19 protein-coding genes are annotated in these 17,762 nt (G+C 70.4%); 12 read left to right on the plus strand and 7 right to left on the minus strand.

Translation table 11 applies throughout. The annotated features are described in order from the left end of the window. The first annotated feature begins 39 nt into the window (after positions 1-39). A complete protein-coding gene (locus tag KZI27_RS15345) occupies positions 40-1,029 on the plus strand; it encodes a glycoside hydrolase family 16 protein (RefSeq protein ID WP_222658282.1) in 990 nt (329 codons plus the stop codon). 246 nt (positions 1,030-1,275) lie between these two features. Here the strand turns inward: KZI27_RS15345 and KZI27_RS15350 are convergent, their stop codons facing one another. The 4 genes from KZI27_RS15350 to KZI27_RS15365 form a co-directional block, all read right to left on the minus strand. Further along, entirely contained in the window at positions 1,276-1,476 is a 201-nt protein-coding gene (locus KZI27_RS15350) for a hypothetical protein (protein WP_222658283.1), read from the minus strand. 17 nt (positions 1,477-1,493) lie between these two features. Continuing rightward, on the minus strand, positions 1,494-2,048 hold the full coding sequence (locus KZI27_RS15355) for a hypothetical protein (protein ID WP_222658284.1): 555 nt from the start codon (positions 2,046-2,048) through the stop codon (positions 1,494-1,496). A gap of 690 nt (positions 2,049-2,738) precedes the next feature. Further along, positions 2,739-3,224: a hypothetical protein gene (locus tag KZI27_RS15360; protein WP_222658285.1), complete on the minus strand. Its 486-nt coding sequence runs from the start codon at positions 3,222-3,224 to the stop codon at positions 2,739-2,741. A gap of 67 nt (positions 3,225-3,291) precedes the next feature. Beyond that, on the minus strand, positions 3,292-3,825 hold the full coding sequence (locus KZI27_RS15365) for a hypothetical protein (RefSeq protein ID WP_222658286.1): 534 nt from the start codon (positions 3,823-3,825) through the stop codon (positions 3,292-3,294). A gap of 57 nt (positions 3,826-3,882) precedes the next feature. Between KZI27_RS15365 and KZI27_RS15370 the strand changes: the two genes are divergently transcribed. Beyond that, positions 3,883-4,596, plus strand: a complete 714-nt coding sequence (locus tag KZI27_RS15370; protein WP_222658287.1) for an NUDIX hydrolase — start codon at positions 3,883-3,885, stop codon at positions 4,594-4,596. Here the strand turns inward: KZI27_RS15370 and KZI27_RS15375 are convergent. Next, positions 4,502-5,758, minus strand: a complete 1,257-nt coding sequence (locus KZI27_RS15375) for an ROK family protein (RefSeq protein ID WP_222658288.1) — start codon at positions 5,756-5,758, stop codon at positions 4,502-4,504. The genes KZI27_RS15370 and KZI27_RS15375 overlap by 95 nt on opposite strands. 132 nt (positions 5,759-5,890) lie before the next feature. Here KZI27_RS15375 and KZI27_RS15380 point away from each other — a divergent pair, with 132 nt between their 5' ends. From KZI27_RS15380 to KZI27_RS15405, 6 genes are all read left to right on the plus strand, one after another. Then, complete coding sequence (locus KZI27_RS15380; RefSeq protein WP_222658289.1) at positions 5,891-7,189, plus strand: ABC transporter substrate-binding protein; 1,299 nt, start codon at positions 5,891-5,893, stop codon at positions 7,187-7,189. Positions 7,190-7,200: 11 nt separating this feature from the next. After that, complete coding sequence (locus KZI27_RS15385; RefSeq protein WP_222658290.1) at positions 7,201-8,148, plus strand: carbohydrate ABC transporter permease; 948 nt, start codon at positions 7,201-7,203, stop codon at positions 8,146-8,148. Beyond that, positions 8,148-9,053 carry a carbohydrate ABC transporter permease gene (locus KZI27_RS15390; protein WP_222658291.1) on the plus strand — a complete coding sequence of 302 codons (906 nt, stop codon included), beginning with the start codon at positions 8,148-8,150 and terminating at the stop codon, positions 9,051-9,053. Before KZI27_RS15385 ends, KZI27_RS15390 begins: the two co-directional genes overlap by 1 nt. A 50-nt stretch (positions 9,054-9,103) precedes the next feature. Next, the gene (locus KZI27_RS15395) at positions 9,104-10,765 is read left to right on the plus strand and encodes a glycoside hydrolase family 13 protein (RefSeq protein ID WP_222658292.1); all 1,662 of its coding nucleotides are present in this window, start codon (positions 9,104-9,106) and stop codon (positions 10,763-10,765) included. 206 nt (positions 10,766-10,971) lie between these two features. Further along, entirely contained in the window at positions 10,972-11,898 is a 927-nt protein-coding gene (locus tag KZI27_RS15400; protein WP_123338726.1) for an ABC transporter ATP-binding protein, read from the plus strand. Further along, positions 11,895-13,118 (plus strand): ABC transporter permease, encoded by a 1,224-nt coding sequence (locus KZI27_RS15405; RefSeq protein WP_222658293.1) that lies wholly within the window; start codon positions 11,895-11,897, stop codon positions 13,116-13,118. Before KZI27_RS15400 ends, KZI27_RS15405 begins: the two co-directional genes overlap by 4 nt. Here the strand turns inward: KZI27_RS15405 and KZI27_RS15410 are convergent. Together KZI27_RS15410 and pnuC are read right to left on the minus strand one after the other, a co-directional pair. After that, complete coding sequence (locus tag KZI27_RS15410; protein ID WP_222658294.1) at positions 13,115-13,825, minus strand: hypothetical protein; 711 nt, start codon at positions 13,823-13,825, stop codon at positions 13,115-13,117. The genes KZI27_RS15405 and KZI27_RS15410 overlap by 4 nt on opposite strands. Positions 13,826-13,928: 103 nt before the next feature. Next, a complete protein-coding gene (gene pnuC / locus KZI27_RS15415) occupies positions 13,929-14,594 on the minus strand; it encodes a nicotinamide riboside transporter PnuC (RefSeq protein ID WP_222658295.1) in 666 nt (221 codons plus the stop codon). Positions 14,595-14,950: 356 nt separating this feature from the next. Here pnuC and KZI27_RS15420 point away from each other — a divergent pair, with 356 nt between their 5' ends. From KZI27_RS15420 to KZI27_RS15435, 4 genes are all read left to right on the plus strand, one after another. Beyond that, positions 14,951-15,505, plus strand: coding sequence for an alternate-type signal peptide domain-containing protein (locus tag KZI27_RS15420; RefSeq protein ID WP_111084438.1), 555 nt, complete (start codon positions 14,951-14,953; stop codon positions 15,503-15,505). Positions 15,506-15,597: 92 nt separating this feature from the next. Beyond that, entirely contained in the window at positions 15,598-16,194 is a 597-nt protein-coding gene (locus tag KZI27_RS15425; protein WP_222658296.1) for a TasA family protein, read from the plus strand. Further along, positions 16,191-17,087 (plus strand): hypothetical protein, encoded by an 897-nt coding sequence (locus KZI27_RS15430; RefSeq protein ID WP_222658297.1) that lies wholly within the window; start codon positions 16,191-16,193, stop codon positions 17,085-17,087. Before KZI27_RS15425 ends, KZI27_RS15430 begins: the two co-directional genes overlap by 4 nt. Continuing rightward, on the plus strand, positions 17,084-17,752 hold the full coding sequence (locus KZI27_RS15435; RefSeq protein ID WP_222658298.1) for a signal peptidase I: 669 nt from the start codon (positions 17,084-17,086) through the stop codon (positions 17,750-17,752). Before KZI27_RS15430 ends, KZI27_RS15435 begins: the two co-directional genes overlap by 4 nt. Positions 17,753-17,762 lie beyond the last annotated feature (10 nt).

The following is a 17,762-nucleotide window of genomic DNA, read 5'->3' on the forward strand; positions in this document are numbered from 1 at the left end:
CATCACCTCCACCACCTCCACGACCGAGCGGCACATCCGATGAGCCGCCGTCGCGCGATCCTGGCGGCAGCGACCGCCGGTTGCCTGGCACTCGGAGTCCCCACCGCCTCCGCCGCCTCCGCTGACAGCTGGTGGGGTTGGGGCGGACACCGCCACGGGCAGCACGCCCCGGTGACCCCCACTCCCACCCCCTCGGACACTGCGACCCCGGCCCCGTCGGACGACGACGAGTCGGACGCGACGCCGACGGAGACGCCCGCGCCGACCGCCGAGGCCGCGCCGATCGAGGACACCACCCCGACCGCGGAACCCGAGGCAGCAGATCCGTCGGACGAGCCGTCGTCCGACGGAGAGGCCGAGGGCTCGACTGAACCGCAGGACGAGGTCGCCGAGACTCCTGACGCAGCCGCCGCGCCGGACGCCTCGTTCGTCGAGGACTTCACCACCGACGCCGTCACCGGCCTCGTCTCGCGGCTCTACCCGCAGTCGTGGCAGCCCTACCCCGACGGCACCTCCGGCATCTACGCGCCGAGCAAGACCGTCTCGGTGCACGACGGCGTCATGGACGTCGCCCTCGGCACCGGCGCCGGAGCAGCCGGCACGTTCGGTTCCTCCGCCGGAGCCTGGGACCACGTCGGCGGCTCGTTCTCCGTCCGTGCCAAGGCGACCGGTGGCGACGGCAACGGCGCGGCGTTCATGCTGTGGCCGACGTCGGGCACCTGGTCCGACGGTGAGATCGACTTCCCCGAGGGCAACTTCGAGGACAGCCCCTCGGCGTTCCACCACTCGATGACCCCGGGCAAGGAAGCCGACCGCGTCCAGATCGGTACCGGCGTCTCGTGGCGCGACTGGCACACCTACACGGTGGACTGGGTGCCCGGCGAGTCGGTCACCTACAGCGTCGACGGCAAGGTCCTGGACACCGTCACCCACGACGTGCCGACGACGCCGCACCGCTTCATGTTCCAGGTCGGCAACTGGGGCGACCAGGGCAACCTGCTCATCGACTGGGTCTCCACCACGGAGTGAGCGCTCGGCCCACAGAGTGAGCGTTCGGCCACTGAGTGCGCAGAAGACGTCGGGTCCCTCGCGGGTACCCGACGTCTTCTGCTCACCGGGTCGCTGACCCGTCATGGTCGATGCTGAACTCGGACTCGGCACGGATCCACGTCGAACCGGTTCCGTGGCGGAGTTCCTGCCGAGACGGGTGCTGGATCGACGTGATCAGACGCAGTACCCCGCACCGGGCTGGTGCGGGGCGTTCGTCGTGGGGAATCAGTGCTGGCGTGCGCGGCGGCGGTGCCGGATCGTGGTGCCGAGGTAGCAGCCACCTGCGGACGCGGCGAGGGCGACCGCGAACGCACCCGCGATCTGGTTCGGGGTGCCGATCGTGGCCGCGGCGATCGCGGACCCAGCGGTGACGAGACCGATGGTGACGACGGTGGCGAGCGTGACACTACTCAGGATCTTCGACATGAGCTGTCCCCTCCGTTCTACGCGCAGCGTGGCTTCTTGTTCGTGACGGGGTAGACCCGGAGTGACTTCATGCCGCATCGCACGCCGCCGCTCGTCGTGACAGCCACGGTCGCGATGGTGATCGCCACCGAGGCGACCGCGCACACAACGGGACCGAGGACGCAGATGCCAGCGGTCAGGCCCGCAGCGGCACCACTGATGATGAGATTCTGGTCGAACGCGTTGAACCCGACGTAGACGCCACCGTAGCTGTCGGACCCGGCCGAGAGACGGGCATCCGGGTTGGTTTCGTTGAGCTCCATCGTGAAACCGTTGCCGCTGTCGATGGTGATGCCCCGAGAACCATCGGCGTGGACCGTCTCCTTGGTGACGGCCCCGGCGGCGCGGGCCTCAGCGATAGCTTCGTTGACCATCTCTGGCGTGATCTCGGGGTGCGTCTGAGAGACATTGACCACGGTGGGCGCAGCAGTCGCCGCGTCAGCGGCGTTCGCAGCGGGAGCCAGGATCAGGCTCCCTGCGACGAGTGCGCCAGCGGCAGCAATTCCAACCAGAGACGTGCGGAACTTCGACATTCGTTCAACCCCTTGTGATGCGTTCCCGGTGGCCGCATTGCCTCCCGGTGACCAGGACGATAGCCCCCCATACGGTTACCGTCAACATGAGAAATACCATGCTGCAGGATCAGAACCGGTCTGCGGAACTCCTCCAGTCGCGAATGGCGGGTGGGTGCCGTGCCCTGGTTCAGGCAATGCGCCCGGCCCGAGCGGGCTCCGACTCCGTCCCGTCATTCGTTGCGTCAGCGCGGGCGGCGCCACGTGATCACGTACCGCCACAACGGGTGTCGGCGGTACTCGGAACCCATCAGGACTGCACGCGCGATGTGCTGGACCTCCGCGTACGAGTGCGGTGGTGGCCAGCACGTCGGCGCGGAGTGCTCCTAGTAGCCGCGCCGCCATGAGAACCAACGGTGCTGCGCGACACCCGCCAACTCGAGCACGTGATCACGCAGCCGGGTGGGCGTCGCGAGTCCGACGACCACCAGGGCGCCACCTGGTGCCGTGAGGTCTGCGGGCAGTGGAGAGGACGTCCGCATCCAGGTCGATCGCGGTGACGTTGAGCCTCGCGTCGTACAGGTCACCGGCGAGCAGACCGTTGCCGGTCCCGACGTCCAGGGCGGTGTTCGCCCCGCACGGCATCGAGCACCCGGGCGTGGAAGTGCGTGCTGTGGTTCCGGCGCCGCTCCGGTCTCGGGACGTCCTGGGTCACGGGCTACTGGACTGCGGCACGGTCCAGGTTCCGCGCAGGTTGGTCAGCAAGTGGTCGATGTTCCGCAGTGCCCGTCGGGTCTCCCAGACGGAGTACGCGCAGAGGCCGACGAACAGCACCAGGATCGCCCACCAGAACGGACTGACCGTCAGGGCGGCCCAGACCGAGAACGCCGCGAAGATGACGACCATGATCGGCACGATGACCCGGTTGTTGCGGTACCGCTTGCGGGTGGACTCGAGCTCGCGGGTCCACACGACGTGGTCCACGTCGTCCGGCAGTTCCCCGGTGCGGACCGCTCGCTGGATCGCGGCAGCACCCTCGGTTCCGCCTGCCTGACGGCGACGGATCGCGATCATGATGCCGAACCCCGCGGTCGCGATCGTTGCGTACGCGATGGCTCCGATCGCTCGCTCGACGGGCACGAAGTCACCGGGGCCGGTGAGGAGGCCCATCGCGAACCACACCGACCACAGCACCACGAACAGCAGGTCCTCGGTTCTTCCACGATGCCGACGGCACCCGGGAGTCCGCCGGGTACTCGGGCTGCTACTGGCCGCTGCGCTCCCGACGGCGGACCACGAGCGTGCCGATGCCCTGCACGACGAAGAACAGGCCGCTCGCGATGACCAGCACCGCTGTCAGGAGCCCGGCAACCGTCGCACCGTCGAACACGAGGGGCGCGACGCCCACGGCGACGAAGATCCCGCCCATCACGATGACCACGACCGGGTTCGGGGCGATGAAGAACCGGCGGCCGCCGTTCGCCTCGGCGATGGCACGGTCGCGAGCCTGCGGGACGGCGTCCGGCGACCGACCCGCGATCCGGTCTGCACGGCGCCGCAGCGCTCGGAGGACGAGCCACACGACGAGGCCGATCACGATGCCACCGAGGAGCGCGGCCCACTCGGCCAGGCCGAGGAAACCGAGGACGACCCGCGCGAGGAAGCCGGCCACGATGCCGACGACCATCGCCGTGGTGGTCCGGTCGGTTCGACCGTCGACGCCCGTCACGTAGCCGGGACGGCGGGCGTAGGGATCGTGCTCGTCGGCGGGTCTCTCGTCGACTCGTTCGGTTGCCATGGGTCGAACCTACCGATTGCCGGACGGCTCGTGACCAACGCCTAGGGTGGGCGGGTGATGGACGACGGGCGCGCACGGGCGGCACTGGCGAGGGTCGCCGCGACCGGGTGGGGCGACGCCGAGCCGCTCGCCGAACCCGGCGGCACGACCACCCCGCGGCACGCTGCCGTCCTCATGCTCTTCGGCGCGCTCGACCGCACGCCGAGCGATCGCCCCGCCGTCGCCGCCGACGTGCCCCGCGACCTCGACGTCCTGTTGCTCGCTCGCGCCACGACCCTGCGCGCGCACCCGGGCGAGGTCGCGTTCCCCGGCGGGCGGATCGACCCGGGCGATGCCGACGCCGTCGCCGCGGCCCTGCGCGAGGCGCGTGAGGAGACCGGCCTCGACCCCGCCGGCGTCGAGGTCCTCGGCACGCTGCCCGCGGTGCCGCTGGCGTTCTCGAACCACCTCGTGCGCCCGGTGCTGGGCTGGTGGCGCGAGCCGTCCCCGATCCGGGTCGTCGACGAGCGCGAGTCGGCTTCGGTCTTCCGGGTGCCGGTGGCGGACCTGCTCGACCCGGCGAACCGCGGGGTCACGGTGATCCGACGCGGTGGTCAGGAGTGGCGCGGACCGGGCTTCACGGTCGATGCGGAGGGCAACGAGCACCCCGACGACGGCGGCCACCTGGTGTGGGGGTTCACCGCGATGCTGCTGGATGCGCTGTTCGACCGGCTCGGGTGGACCGAGGACTGGGACCGGACGCGGGAGCTTCCCCTCGACCGTCGGCACTGACGACAGCAGGGTCGACCAGCGGGAACGACAGCGGATCAGCACGGACGGCGTCCACCGCGTGGGCGACGGCCCCGATGACGACGACGTCGCCACCAAGCGTGGACGCCACCAGCTCGGGCACGGGGTCGAAGTGCCAGCCGTCGAGCAGCGCACGGGCCCGGTCGATGACGGCGACCGCAGGCTGGGCGATCGCACCGGCGACGACCACGCGGTCGATGTCGAGCAGGCTGGCGAGCAGGACGCAGACGCGGGCGAGCCGGTCGCCGAGCCGGTCGACGATCGTCAGCGCCAGGGTGTCGCCGTCCTGCGCCGCACGGAACACGGCGGAGGCGCCGGCGTCCACCGTGAGTGGGCTGCCCGGCTCGATCTCGCCGGCGGCGAGGGCCTCGGCGACCAGCGTCCGCGCCGTCGCGCCGATGCCGTCCGACGACCCCACGCCCTGGACGATGTCGAGCACGCGCATCTCCCCCGCGCCGCCGTGGGCACCTCGGAGCAGCACGCCGTCGACCACGAGCCCGCTGCCGAACCGCTCGCCGGAGAGCAGCGCGGCGAACGAGGCGTCTCCCGAGGACGGCCGCTCGGCGAGTGCGGCGAGGTTCGCGTCGTTCTCGACGACGACGCGGCCGTGCGGGACGGCGTCGGCGAACCCGGGGTTCATCCGGTCCCAGAAACCACCGTCGCCCGGCGACGCCCCACCGGCGTCGACCGGCGCGGGGATGCCGACGACGGTGACCAGGACGCGGGAGCGGTCGGCACCGGCGGCGGCGAGCGCGTCCTCCACGGTGTCGGCGAGGACCGCGAGCCGGACGGGGACCTCGAGCCCCGATTCACCGAGCGCCCCCTCGGCGCGACCGAGCACGGTGCCGCGCAGGTCGGCGACGAAGGCGGTGACCCGGTGCTGTCCGGCGTCCACGCCGACGACGACCCCGGCGGCGGTGTCGAGTTCGTAGCGGCGGGCGGGCCGGCCGATCCGGTACTCCCCGGCGGCGCGGGCGTCGTCGAGCTCGCGGAGCCAGCCGAGCCGGACGAGTTCCTCGCACGCGGCCAGCACGGTCGAGCGGGTCAGGCCGGTGGCGTCGATGGCCTCGGTCGCGGTGAAGGCGCCGGCGTCGAAGGCGTGCGCGAGCAGTGTCTCGGCGCTCGTTCGGCGGGGTGGCGGCATGCCGTGACCTTATCGCGCAAGGAGTTCCTTGCGTAATTAGATTTTGTCGCTAGATTTAGTCTCGCGGTCGACATCGGAGCCGATCGCAGGACGGAACGGCAGGGCTGCCGGGTCCGGACGGACGGAGACGACGTGCAACCACACGCCACGACCAGGACGGCAGCATCGGTGAGCCGACGCTCGTTCCTGCTCGGAGCCGGCGGCATCGCCAGCGGGCTCGCGCTCGCGGGGTGCGCCCCGATCGGGTCCGCGAGCGCCAAGCCGGAGACCATCACGTTCTACGTGTCGAAGCCCGAGGTCATCGGCTACTTCGACGGCGTCATCGCGCAGTTCCACGACAGCCAGTCGAAGGTCCGGGTCGTGCGCGACTCGACCTCGAGCATGTCCGCGAACTTCGTCCGGAACCGCCCGCCGGACCTCGGGTGCTGGAACTACAACTCCTCGGTCGTGCCGTTCGTCGAGCACGGGGCCCTGACGGACCTGTCCGACCTGCCCCAGACCGACACGATCAACCCCGACCTGTGGCCGCTCATGGAGCAGACCGCCGACTACCCGGGCCGCAAGAGCGCCCTGCCGTACTCCGTGACCGCCGCCTCGGTGATCTACAACAAGGCGCTGTTCGCCGAGCAGGGGCTCGAGGTCCCGACGACCTGGAGCGAGTTCGCCGACCTCTGCGAGCGCCTGACGAAGGCCGGGATCGCCCCGATCTACGGCACGTTCAAGGACAACTGGACGATCGCGCAGGGCATGTTCGACTACACGATCGGCGGCGCGATCGACACCCCGAAGACGTTCGACGCGCTGCGACGCGAGGGCACGAAGGTCGGCAAGGACTCGTCGGTGTCCTTCGAGAAGGACCTCCGGACGCCGATGGAACGCATGGTCCAGCTGCGCGAGTGGCACCAGGACGGCGCGGCCAGCCGCGGGTACGGCGACGGCAACCTCGCCTTCGCGCAGGGCAAGGCCGCGATGTACCTGCAGGGACCGTGGGTTCTGGGCGAGATCGCGAAGACGAACAAGGACATGGACCTCGGCACCTTCCCGCTGCCCGTCACCGACGACGCCGCGGACAACAAGGTGCGGGTGAACGTGGACCTGGCGCTCTGGATCCCGGAGGCGTCGCGCAAGCAGGAGGCGGCTCGCGAGTTCCTGTCGTTCCTGATGCAGTCGAAGGTCAATGACGAGTACAACGCCGACAACAACGGCTTCGGTGTCCGGAAGGACGCTCCCCCGGCGTCGAACCCGGCGCTGATCGGCATGCAGTCGTACTACGACGACGCCGCCTTCTACCTCGGTGCGTCGCAGCTCATCCCCGCCGAGATCCCGGTCGCGAACTACGCGCAGTCGATCGCCTTCGGCGGCGACCCGCAGCGCCAGCTCCGCACCCTCGACGCCGACTGGGCGCGTCTCGCGCTCCGCACGGCCGCGTAAGGAGACGTCCCATGGCAACCACGACCACCGAAGCCATCACGACGGCGGACCGCCGCCGACGGGGCGGAGCCGCCCCGGGCCTCCAGTCCGTCACCCACAGGCGGAAGCGGATCGAACCGCTCTTCCTCGCCTTCCTGCTCCCCACCCTGCTGCTCTTCACGCTCGCCATCACGCTGCCGGCCGTGATGGGCATCGTGCTGAGCTTCACGAACTCCGTCGGGTTCGGTGAGTTCCGCTTCATCGGGCTCACGAACTACGTCGCGGTGTTCTCCGACCCGGCGATCCTGCAGGCGTACCTGTTCACCCTCGGGTTCTCGCTCGTCACCGTGATCGTCGTGAACGCGGTCGCGTTCCTGCTCGCCATCGCCCTGACCTCGAAGATCCGCGGCAAGGTCGCCCTCCGCGCGGTGTTCGTGCTGCCGATGGTGATCTCCGGCATCGTCATCGCGTACGTGTTCTCGTTCCTGTTCGCGAACAGCCTGCCGGCGTTCGCCACCGCGATCGGGTTCGGTCCGCTCGAGCAGAGCATCCTGGCGAACCCCGACCTGGCATGGGTCGCCATCGTGATCGTCACCGCGTGGCAGGCGATCCCGTCGACGCTCCTCATCTACATCGCCGGGGTGCTGTCCATCCCCGGCGAGGTCTACGAGGCAGCGGCCCTCGACGGCGCGAGCGCCTGGCGGCAGCTGATCTCGATCACCGCGCCGCTGACGGCCGGCTACATCCTGATCAACCTGGTGATCGGGTTCAAGAACTTCCTGAACTCGTACGACATCATCGTCGGCCTGACCGACGGTGGCCCCGGCACCTCGACCACGAGCGTCGCGATGTCGATCTTCAAGGGCTTCAACGGCGGCGACTACGCGTACCAGATGGCCAACGCCACGATCTTCTTCGTCATCGCGGTCGTCATCGCCGTGATCCAGCTGCGGGCGACCCGCGGGAAGGCAGCGCTCTGATGACCATCCAGACACCCCTCCGTCCGGGAACGACGAAGACGGGCAGCATCCGATCGGTCGACGCCGACCGGACCGCGGGCCGCCGCGGCGGTACCGCCAACTGGCCCGTCACCGTCGTCCTCGTGCTCTGCGCGCTCTCGATCCTGGTGCCGCTGTACGTCACGCTGACGATGGCGTTCAAGACGACGAGCCAGGCGGTGGACGGCAACGCGTTCTCGCTGCCCGCGCCCTTCAGCGTCGACGGCTTCGTGCAGGCGTGGGAGCTCACCGACTTCCCGCGGGCGTTCGGCGTCTCGGTGCTCGTCGCCGCGATCACCGTCGTCGGCACGATCCTGCTCGCGTCGTTCACGGCCTACGCGATCGCCCGGAACTGGGACCGTCGGCTGTTCCGCTGGTCGTTCTTCTACCTGCTCGCCGCCATGTTCCTGCCGTTCCCGGTGCTCGCGCTGTCGCAGGTGAAGCTCACCGGCCTCGCGCACCTGGACAACCCGTTCGGCGTCGCGCTGCTGCACGTCATGTTCCAGCTGTCGTTCAGCGTGCTGCTCTTCACCGCCTTCCTGCGGTCAATCCCGGCCGAGCTCGAGGAGAGCGCCCGCATCGACGGTGCGAGCACCGGCCAGGTGTTCTGGCGACTCGTGTTCCCACTGCTCGCACCGATGAGCGCCACCGTCGGCATCTTCGCGTTCCTGGCGTCGTGGAACGACTTCGTGATGCCGTCGCTGATCACCTCGGACCCGGCGCTGCAGACCCTGCCGGTGCTGCAGCAGATGTTCCAGACGCAGTTCAGCAACAACTACAACGTGTCGTTCGCCTCGTACCTGATGGCGATGGCGCCGGCGATCATCGTCTACCTCGTCACCCAGCGATGGGTGATGGCCGGTGTGACCCAGGGCGCCATCAAGTGAGCGACCCGGCCGAGACGGCCACCCCGACCAGCCACCTCGAGAGGAACCCCGTGACCGACACCCTCGCCCAGCACACCACCACCACGACCGACGAGACCTGGTGGCGCCAGGCCAGCGTCTACCAGATCTACCCGCGCTCCTTCGCGGACGCGAACGGCGACGGCATCGGCGACCTGCCCGGCATCACCGAGCGCGTGCCGTACCTGGCCTCGCTCGGTGTCGAGGCCGTCTGGCTCAGCCCCTTCTACCCGTCCGCGCTGGCCGACGGCGGCTACGACGTCGACGACTACCGCGACGTCGACCCGAAGCTCGGCACGCTCGACGACTTCGACCGGATGGTCGAGGCACTGCACGCCGCCGGCATCCGGGTGATCGTGGACGTGGTCCCGAACCACACGAGCGACCGGCACGAGTGGTTCCGCGAGGCGCTCGCCGCGCCGAAGGGCTCCCCTGCCCGCGACCGGTACGTGTTCCGCGACGGTACCGGGCCCTCCGGCGAACAGGCGCCCGCCGACTGGATCTCGATCTTCGGCGGCCCGGCCTGGACCGCCGTCGGCGACGGCCAGTGGTACCTGCACTCCTTCGCCAAGGAGCAGCCTGACCTGAACTGGGCGAACCGCGAGGTCCGCGACGACTTCCTGCACACCCTGCGGTTCTGGTCGGACCGCGGCGTCGACGGCTTCCGCATCGACGTCGCCCACGGGCTCGCGAAGGACCTGCCCACCGGCACCCTGCCGACCTGGGCGGAGCTCGCCGAGATCCCGAAGGACGGCTCGCACCCACTGTGGGACCGCGACGACGTGCACGAGATCTACGCCGAGTGGCGGACCGTGTTCAACGAGTACACCCCCGCCCGGACCGCGGTCGCCGAGGCCTGGGTCGCCGCCGACCGCCGCGCTCGGTACGCCAGCGCCGACGGACTCGGACAGGCGTTCAACTTCGACCTGCTCGAGGCCGACTTCGACGCCGGCCAGTTCCGCACGATCATCGAGTTCAACCTCGGTCTGGCCGAGCAGTCCGGCTCCTCCACCACGTGGGTCTTCTCGAACCACGACGTCGTCCGCCACGCCACCCGGTACGCGCTGCCGGCGCGGAACGGCTCCACCGACAAGCAGGGTGGCGCGTGGCTGCTCGCCGGCGGTTCGCAGGACGACCTCGACCGACCGCTGGGGCTGCGCCGAGCGCAGGCCGCGACCCTGCTCGAGCTCGCGCTGCCCGGCTCCGCCTACCTGTACCAGGGCGAGGAACTCGGCCTGCACGAGGTCGGTGACATCCCCGACGCCGACCGTCAGGACCCCGCGTTCTTCCGCAACCCGGGTGTCGACGTCGGCCGTGACGGCTGCCGTGTGCCGATCCCGTGGACCCGGTCCGGCCCGTCGTTCGGCTTCGGCTCCGGCACCGCGCACCTGCCGCAGCCGACGTGGTTCGCGGACGCCAGCGTCGAGGCCGAGGACACCGACCCCGACTCGACCCTGAACCTGTACCGGAAGGCCCTCGGGCTGCGCGGCCAGCTGCAGTCCGAGGAGCACCTGGAGTGGCTCGCGACCGGCCGCGACGACGTGCTCGCGTTCCGACGCCCGAACGGCTGGACGAGCGTGACGGTGTTCGGCGACGAGCCCTACGAACTCCCCGCCGGCGAGCTGCTGCTCGCCTCGGCGCCGGTGGCAGACGGCGCCCTGACGGGCGTGGGGACGGCCTGGTTGCGTTCCTGACGCAGGGTGCGCGTCGTGGACGCGACCAGGTGACGGACGGGCGCGCCCCGCTCGGCGGCAATGCGAAGCATTGCGCGGGGCGCGCCGACCGAGCTTGCGAGGGAGGACGGTGCGGGCAGGCACCGTGCCTCCCGTCCGTCGTGCGGTCACCGTCTCGGGCCGCGACCGGCAGCCGGGACGTCAGCCGGTCCCGGTAGGGTCGCGGCATGAGCGGGGCGACCATCAGCGTGCAGGACTTCGTCATGCGGTTCGGGGACCGGAACGTGGTCGACGGACTGTCGTTCGACGTCGCCGCGGGTGAGACGTTCGGCCTGCTCGGCAGCAACGGCTCCGGCAAGACCACCACGATCCGCGCCCTGCTCGGCATCACCACCCCGACCGCCGGCACCCTGACCATCGACGGCCAGCCGTACCGGCCCGCCACCGGCGGCATCGGGTACCTGCCCGAGGAACGCGGGCTCTACCGGAAGGAATCCGTCATCGACGTGATGTCCTACTTCGGACGGCTCCGCGGGCTGCGCGGCCCCGAGGCGACCGCCTGGAGCATGGACTACCTGGCCCGCGTGGGCCTGGCCGACCGCGCCAAGCTCCGTGTCGACAAGCTCTCCGGTGGGCAGCAGCAGAAGGTGCAGCTCGGCATCACGATCATGGACCGGCCGCGGCTGCTCATCCTCGACGAACCCACGAAGGGCCTCGACCCCGTCAACCGACGACTGCTGCTCGACCTGGTCGACGAGCGCAAGGCCGACGGCGCGACCGTCATCCTCGTGACCCACCACATGGACGAGGTCGAGCGACTCTGCGACCGGATCCTGCTGCTCAAGGACGGCACGGCCGCGGCCTACGGGTCCATCCCCGACGTGCAGGACGCCTTCGGCGGCGCCGTCGCCCGGGTCGGCCTCGATGGACCGGTCCCCCGCTCGCCGCTGTACAAGCTCGCGCGGCACGAGGGGCACGTCGCCTACCTCGTGCCGACGTCCGCCGCCGCGCCGGACGGTGCCGACATCCTCGCCGCGCTCGTGGCGGACGGCGTCCGCGTCACCGCGTTCGAGATGCGTCGGATCCCGCTCGACGAGATCTTCGTGCAGGTCTACGGCCACGACGCGCTCGCGGCCGCGGGGGCAGCAGCGTGAGCCGCCTCGGCACCGTCGTCCGGTTCGAGTTCGTCCGCGCGGTCAAGAAGCCCGCGTTCTGGATCGGCACGCTCGCGCTGCCGGTCGTCATCGTCATCGTGTCCCTGCTCGTCGGCATCGGACAGGCAGCCGGCACCGACTCGGTCGTCTCGGGCTCGTCGGCCACGAAGACCCCGTTCCGCTACGTCGACCACTCCGGGCTGGTGTCCGAGTCCGTGGCCGCGAAGTGGGGCGGATCGCCGTCCACCGACGCCGGTGCCGACCGCGCCGCCGTGCGCTCCGGCGCCCTCGACGCGTTCATCGAGTTCCCCGCGTCGCCGTCGACCACCGCGATCCGGGTCGACGCCGCAGACCGCGGGCTGTTCGCGAACGGCGGCTACTCGTCGCTCGCCGAACGGGTGCTCGAGCAGAGTGTCGCCGCGACCGTCGACGACCCCGAGACGGTCGAGCTCCTGCGATCCCCGCCAGCCACCGACGTCACCACCTACGCCGAGGGGCGGGTCGCCCCGGGCTGGCTGTCGATCGTGCCGCCGTTCCTGTACGTCGCCGCCTTCTTCGGGCTCGTCATCCTGCTCGCCGCACGCATGGTGACCGTCGTGGTCGAGGAGAAGGAGAACCGCATCTCCGAGATGATCCTGACGGCCGTCACCGCCGGCGACCTGATCCGCGGCAAGGTGATCGCGATGCTGCTCGTCGGGTTCGTGCAGGTCGGGGTGTTCGTCGTCCCCGGGCTGGTGGGGATGCTCGCCGTCCTGCCGCTCGTCGCCTCGCAGCTGGGCGGCCTGACGATCGACCCGTGGCGGATGCTCGTCGGTGCCCTGCTGCTCGTCGGCGGCGTCCTGCTGGCGTCCGGGTTGTTCGTCGCCGTCGGTGCCGCGGTGCCGTCGATCAAGGACGCCTCGGCGCTGCAGTCGGCGGCGATCTTCGCCCTGATCATCCCGCTCTACGCGGCGTTCTTCGTGATGACCACCCCGTCGTCGCCCGTCGCCGCGTTCTTCACGTACTTCCCGACGTTCACGCCCGTCACCGCCATGGTCCGGAACGCCGTCGGCTCACTGAGCGTCACCGAGTCGGTGGTCTGCATCGTCGAGGTGTTCGTCGCCGCCGGGCTGCTGCTGTGGTTCGCCGAGTACCTGTTCCGGCATTCGGTCGCGCAGTACGGGTCGAAGGTGACGCTGCGGCAGATCGCGTCGTGGCGGCGGCGGTCGGCCGCCCGCTAGGGACGACTCTGGGGTTCCCGCTCGGGTTCGCGTGCGGTCTGCTGTTGGTCGGCCGGTCGCTGGCGCTGTGACGTCTCGCGCTCGGGGACGTCGGCGTCGAGGTCCCACGACGGCAGCTCGTGCTGCTTCCAGCCCTGTCGGAGCGTCCGGACCGAGCGGTCGAACTCGACCATGACGTCGATGTGCGGCCGGACGAGCATCTGGATCTGCAGCCCCTCGTACACCGCGAGCAGCTGCGTCGCCGCCTGGTACGCCGGGATCGCCGATTCCTCGACGCCGCTGTCGAAGTCGCGTTGCAGACCGTTGCTGAGCTGCTCGACGTACTCGTCGAAGCGCTTGCGGAACAGCTCGGCGAACCCGGACTCCGAGCTCGCGACCGTGATCACGCCCGCCAGGACCCGGACGAGGCCCGGGTCGGCGACGTCCTCGGCCAGGGTCAACCGGACGTGGTCGATCGTGCACGCCGGCGGCGTCTTCCGACGAGTGCCCCGCAGCTGCGTCCAGCGGTCGTACGTCACCAGCAACAACGCTTCCCACGCGGGGAACAACCGCTCCACGGTCTCGAGCGGGATGCCCGCGACCTCGGCCACCACCGAGGCGTCGACCGCGTCGAAGGGGTGGAGCCGGTAGGCGCGGATCGCTCCGCGGACGGTGCGCTCGGCGAGGGACTGATCATCCTCGACGCGTTCGCCGTGCAGGGGTTCCATCGGACCATCCCATCGTGTGCGGTACCCCATTGTCTCGTCCCAGACCGGGGGCCGTCACATCCGCGCCGGGTCGTCGTGGACCAGTTCGGTGTGGGCGGGCCGTTCAGCCGACCGTGACGGGGACTGCCGGGGGCTTGACCCGCTGGTTCATCCACACGAAGAAGCCGGTCAGCGTGAAGACGCCGTAGAAGACGTACATGAGACCCGACGCGTAGTAGCCGGCCGAGAACAGGAGCGGGACGCCGACCAGGTCGACCGCGACCCAGATGAGCCAGAACTCCACCCAGCCCTTCGCCATGCCGTAGGTCGCGAGCAGCGAACCGACGAAGATCCACGCGTCGCTCCACACCGGTTCGTACGACCCGAGGGCGCGGAACACCGGGGTGAGCAGCGCGGTCCCACCGACCATGCCGACGACCAGCAGGACCCGGGTCCGCCACGAGGCCCAGTGCGGTTCAATCACGGTGGCGGTGTCGTCGGGGCGGTGCGTCCAGCGGTACCAGCCGTAGATGCTCACGATGATGAACATGACCTGGCGGCCGGCCTGGCCGAGCAGGTTGACAGGGTTCGGGGTGTCGAACAGGGCCCCCATGAAGACGGTGAACAGGAGCGCGTTGCCGACCAGCCCGACCGGCCACGCCCAGACCTTGCGGCGCATCCCGCCGAGCGCGCTGAGCAGCCCGAAGACGTTGCCGATCACCTCGCGCCAGAGCACCGTCTGGTCGCCGATGACGATCTGCGCGTCGAACAGCCAGCGCACGATGCCCATGGGTCCCTCCTCGTTTCCGGTCGGTGCAACGGTCGGGGAACGCCCGACATTCCGATCGCGATCGGGGTACAAACATGTCCTCCACAGGGAGGACAAAAATCACCCCCGTTCTGGGTGCATGCAAAAGCATCTTGTGGCTTGTCCGCACTATGGGGGACGAGTAGCGTCGTCACCAGAGCGAGTCCAGCCCGCCCGAGCAGCAGATCTGCGCTCCGGAGCCCGGCGACCACTCTCGGCACCGGTCAGCCGCGACCCCTCACCCGCGAGGTCGATGACACCGTCCCACCGGCACGACGACCCGAATCACGAGCCGGTGGTGCTCAGCGCGCCCCGAAGCGCAGAACGGACCACCCCCCATGCACAAGATCGTCACCGGCACCATCGCCGGCGCAGCCGGTATCGCCCTCCTCCTCGGCGGTGCAGGCACGTTCGCCCTCTGGAACGCCAGCGCCTCGAGCGCCGCGTCCTCGGTGAGCTCCGGCACGCTGACCCTCAGCGCGAACAACGACGGCGCCTGGACGGACATCACCAACGGCCGCTCGACCGCGATCAACCCCAGCACCGCCCTGATGGTGCCGGGCAACACGTTCCAGTTCACGCAGACGCTGAACATCGGCGCGACCGGCCAGGACCTCAAGGCGAACCTGACCTACGCCAGCCAGTCCATCACCGGCGACTCCGCACTCCTCGCCGCGACGCAGAAGACCCTCGCCGTGACGTCCTCGAGCGCCACCGTCGTGCAGTCCACGTCGAACGCGAACACCTTCGTCGTCTCGCCGTCAGCGTCCACCTCGACCGTCAAGGTCGTCTTCACGATCACGCTGCCGTCCTCGGCGACGACCGGGCAGAACGGGTCGATCAACGTCGGCGCCCTGGCCTTCACCCTCACCCAGACCGCGATCGGTTCCTGATCCACCGATCGCACTGACGCGGGCCACGACCGGCCCCTGATCCGCCGGTCGCGGCCCGCTCCCGCACGTTCGACGAGCACCAGGGGACGCACATGACCAGGACGCCGAGGACGACGGGCCGCCACCGCGCGGCACGACGCCACCGGTGGGTCCTGCCCGTCGCGCTCGCCCTGGTCGTCGCGGTCGCCACGGCGCTCCTCGGCGTCGGCGGGACCTACGCCCTCTGGAACGGCACCGCCAGCACCGCTGCCACCACCGTCAAGTCCGCGACGGCGACGATCACCGTCGGCACCCTGTCGACGATGAACACGACCGTCCTCGGACCGGGGACCGGCGTCACCGGCTCCTTCGCCGTGAAGAACACCGGTTCGATCCCGCTGTCGATGCGCGTCGCCACGACGTCCACCAAGGTCGCCTCCGCGACGAACGCCTCGTCGGCAGCCGTGCTCGGCGAACTGACGCTCCGGTTGACCAACGTGTCATCAGCTGCGGCCTGCACCGCCGGGCTGTCCGGCGCGAGCGGCCGTCTCGCAGCCTTCGACACCGGCAGCAGCTCGTTCACGCTGCAGCCCGGTGCGAGCTCCGTCGGCTGTGTCGAGCTGGTCCTCGACGCTGACGCGCCGCAGAGCGTCTCCGGCGCCGTCACCGACTTCACCCTCACCGTCACGGGAACACAGGTCTCCGCATGAACCGCCGACTCCGACTCGTCGTCGCCGTGCTGCTCATCGCCGTGTTCGTCGGCGGCGGATCGAGCGCCGCCTGGGCACTGTGGAGCGCGTCCGGCACCACGGCCTCGAGCGTCACCATCGGCAAGCTCTCCGCCTCGATCGCCGGCACGAGCGCGCTGACCACCACCTTCTCGTCCACGGTGACGACGGTCACGAAGCCGATCACGCTCACCGACTCGGGCACGATCGCCGGCACCGCGACGACCACCGTGTCCGTCGTCTCCGGCAGCTCGACGGCGCTCGCCCAGGCCGTCACCGTCGTCGCGTGGCCCGTCGCCGCGACCGCGGCGTGCACGACGAACGCCGCGGTGGGCAGCGGATCGGTCACCGGCACCTGGGCGTCACTGCCGAGCATGACGTCCAAGCTCGCCGCCGGCGCTTCGGCCATCTGGTGCACCCGCAGCACGCTCAAGTCCTCGGCCCCGGCATCCGCCACGGCCACCGTGAACGTCAACCTCACCGTGGCGAGCGGCAGCTGGACCTCGGGCGTCGTGCAGGGTGGCTTCACCCTGACCACCCCGGCGACGGCCGCGGACACCGGTCCCGCACTGGTCTGCACGGACCACGACGGCTGGTACGTCGAGGTGCGCTGGGACGCCGCGAACCGACCGAAGGACACCTGGTACGGCGCCTTCGTCGGCACCACCGCGATCGGCCAGAAGGCGCAGGACTACTCGGCGTTCATCACCATCGCCCCGAACGACGTCCCGGCGAGCGCCGGCACCTCCGGGACGCTCACCGTGACCGTCAAGGTCCTCGACAGCGCCGGCAACCCGACCTCGACCGTCGCCGGCAGCGGCCCGGTCACGCTCTTCACCCAGAACAACGGCGCGGCAATCCGGTGTGGCGCATGACCCGCGCGACCGCCCGTGCTGAGCGCTCCGGCGCGCGCGCCGTCGTGCACGCCGTCGTCCTCGGCGTGAGCACCGGACTGCTCCTGCTCGTCGCGGCCCTCGCCGTCGTGCTCATCGTGGTGCCCAAGGCCACCGGCTCGATGCCGCTGACGGTCTTGACCCAGTCGATGGAGCCGACGCTGCCCCCGGGCACCCTGCTCGTCGTCCGTCCCACCGCCGTCGACGACATCGAGGTAGGCGACGTCGTCACCTACCAGATCGTCTCCGGCCAGCCGGCCGTCATCAGCCACCGCGTGGTCTCGGTGTCCTCGGCGTCGAACGGCGAACGCACCTTCGTCCTCAAGGGCGACAACAACGCGGAGGCCGACCCGCACCCCGTCTCCGCCGCGCAGATCCGGGGCGTGGTCTGGTACAGCATCCCCGAGCTCGGTGTCGTCAACCAGCTCGTCAACGGGTCGCGGACCTGGCTCATCCCGACCGTCGCCGGGGTCCTGCTGGCGTACGGCGGCGTGATGATCGCGATCGGCACCGTGACCGCTGCGCGCCGCCGACGGTCGACGGCCGGGCACGGGCGACGTGCGACGACCGGTCACGGGCGAAGTACGACGTCCGGTCACGGGCGCCGCAGCGCAGCGCACCGGGGCTCGGGGCAGGCCCCGGTCTAGGCTCGGTGGA

Origin of the sequence: Curtobacterium sp. TC1 (assembly GCF_019844075.1) — a bacterium.
Taxonomy (GTDB): Bacteria; Actinomycetota; Actinomycetes; order Actinomycetales; family Microbacteriaceae; genus Curtobacterium.

What these genes read in the sequence shown, in the direction of transcription:
- KZI27_RS15345 (WP_222658282.1), top strand. Translation starts at nt 40, where the DNA reads ATGAGCCGCCGTCGCGCGATCCTGGCGGCAGCGACCGCCGGTTGCCTG.
- KZI27_RS15350 (WP_222658283.1), bottom strand. Translation starts at nt 1,476, where the DNA reads ATGTCGAAGATCCTGAGTAGTGTCACGCTCGCCACCGTCGTCACCATC.
- KZI27_RS15355 (WP_222658284.1), bottom strand. Translation starts at nt 2,048, where the DNA reads ATGTCGAAGTTCCGCACGTCTCTGGTTGGAATTGCTGCCGCTGGCGCA.
- KZI27_RS15365 (WP_222658286.1), bottom strand. Translation starts at nt 3,825, where the DNA reads ATGGCAACCGAACGAGTCGACGAGAGACCCGCCGACGAGCACGATCCC.
- KZI27_RS15370 (WP_222658287.1), top strand. Translation starts at nt 3,883, where the DNA reads ATGGACGACGGGCGCGCACGGGCGGCACTGGCGAGGGTCGCCGCGACC.
- KZI27_RS15375 (WP_222658288.1), bottom strand. Translation starts at nt 5,758, where the DNA reads ATGCCGCCACCCCGCCGAACGAGCGCCGAGACACTGCTCGCGCACGCC.
- KZI27_RS15385 (WP_222658290.1), top strand. Translation starts at nt 7,201, where the DNA reads ATGGCAACCACGACCACCGAAGCCATCACGACGGCGGACCGCCGCCGA.
- KZI27_RS15390 (WP_222658291.1), top strand. Translation starts at nt 8,148, where the DNA reads ATGACCATCCAGACACCCCTCCGTCCGGGAACGACGAAGACGGGCAGC.
- KZI27_RS15400 (WP_123338726.1), top strand. Translation starts at nt 10,972, where the DNA reads ATGAGCGGGGCGACCATCAGCGTGCAGGACTTCGTCATGCGGTTCGGG.
- KZI27_RS15410 (WP_222658294.1), bottom strand. Translation starts at nt 13,825, where the DNA reads ATGGAACCCCTGCACGGCGAACGCGTCGAGGATGATCAGTCCCTCGCC.
- pnuC (WP_222658295.1), bottom strand. Translation starts at nt 14,594, where the DNA reads ATGGGCATCGTGCGCTGGCTGTTCGACGCGCAGATCGTCATCGGCGAC.
- KZI27_RS15420 (WP_111084438.1), top strand. Translation starts at nt 14,951, where the DNA reads ATGCACAAGATCGTCACCGGCACCATCGCCGGCGCAGCCGGTATCGCC.
- KZI27_RS15425 (WP_222658296.1), top strand. Translation starts at nt 15,598, where the DNA reads ATGACCAGGACGCCGAGGACGACGGGCCGCCACCGCGCGGCACGACGC.
- KZI27_RS15430 (WP_222658297.1), top strand. Translation starts at nt 16,191, where the DNA reads ATGAACCGCCGACTCCGACTCGTCGTCGCCGTGCTGCTCATCGCCGTG.
- KZI27_RS15435 (WP_222658298.1), top strand. Translation starts at nt 17,084, where the DNA reads ATGACCCGCGCGACCGCCCGTGCTGAGCGCTCCGGCGCGCGCGCCGTC.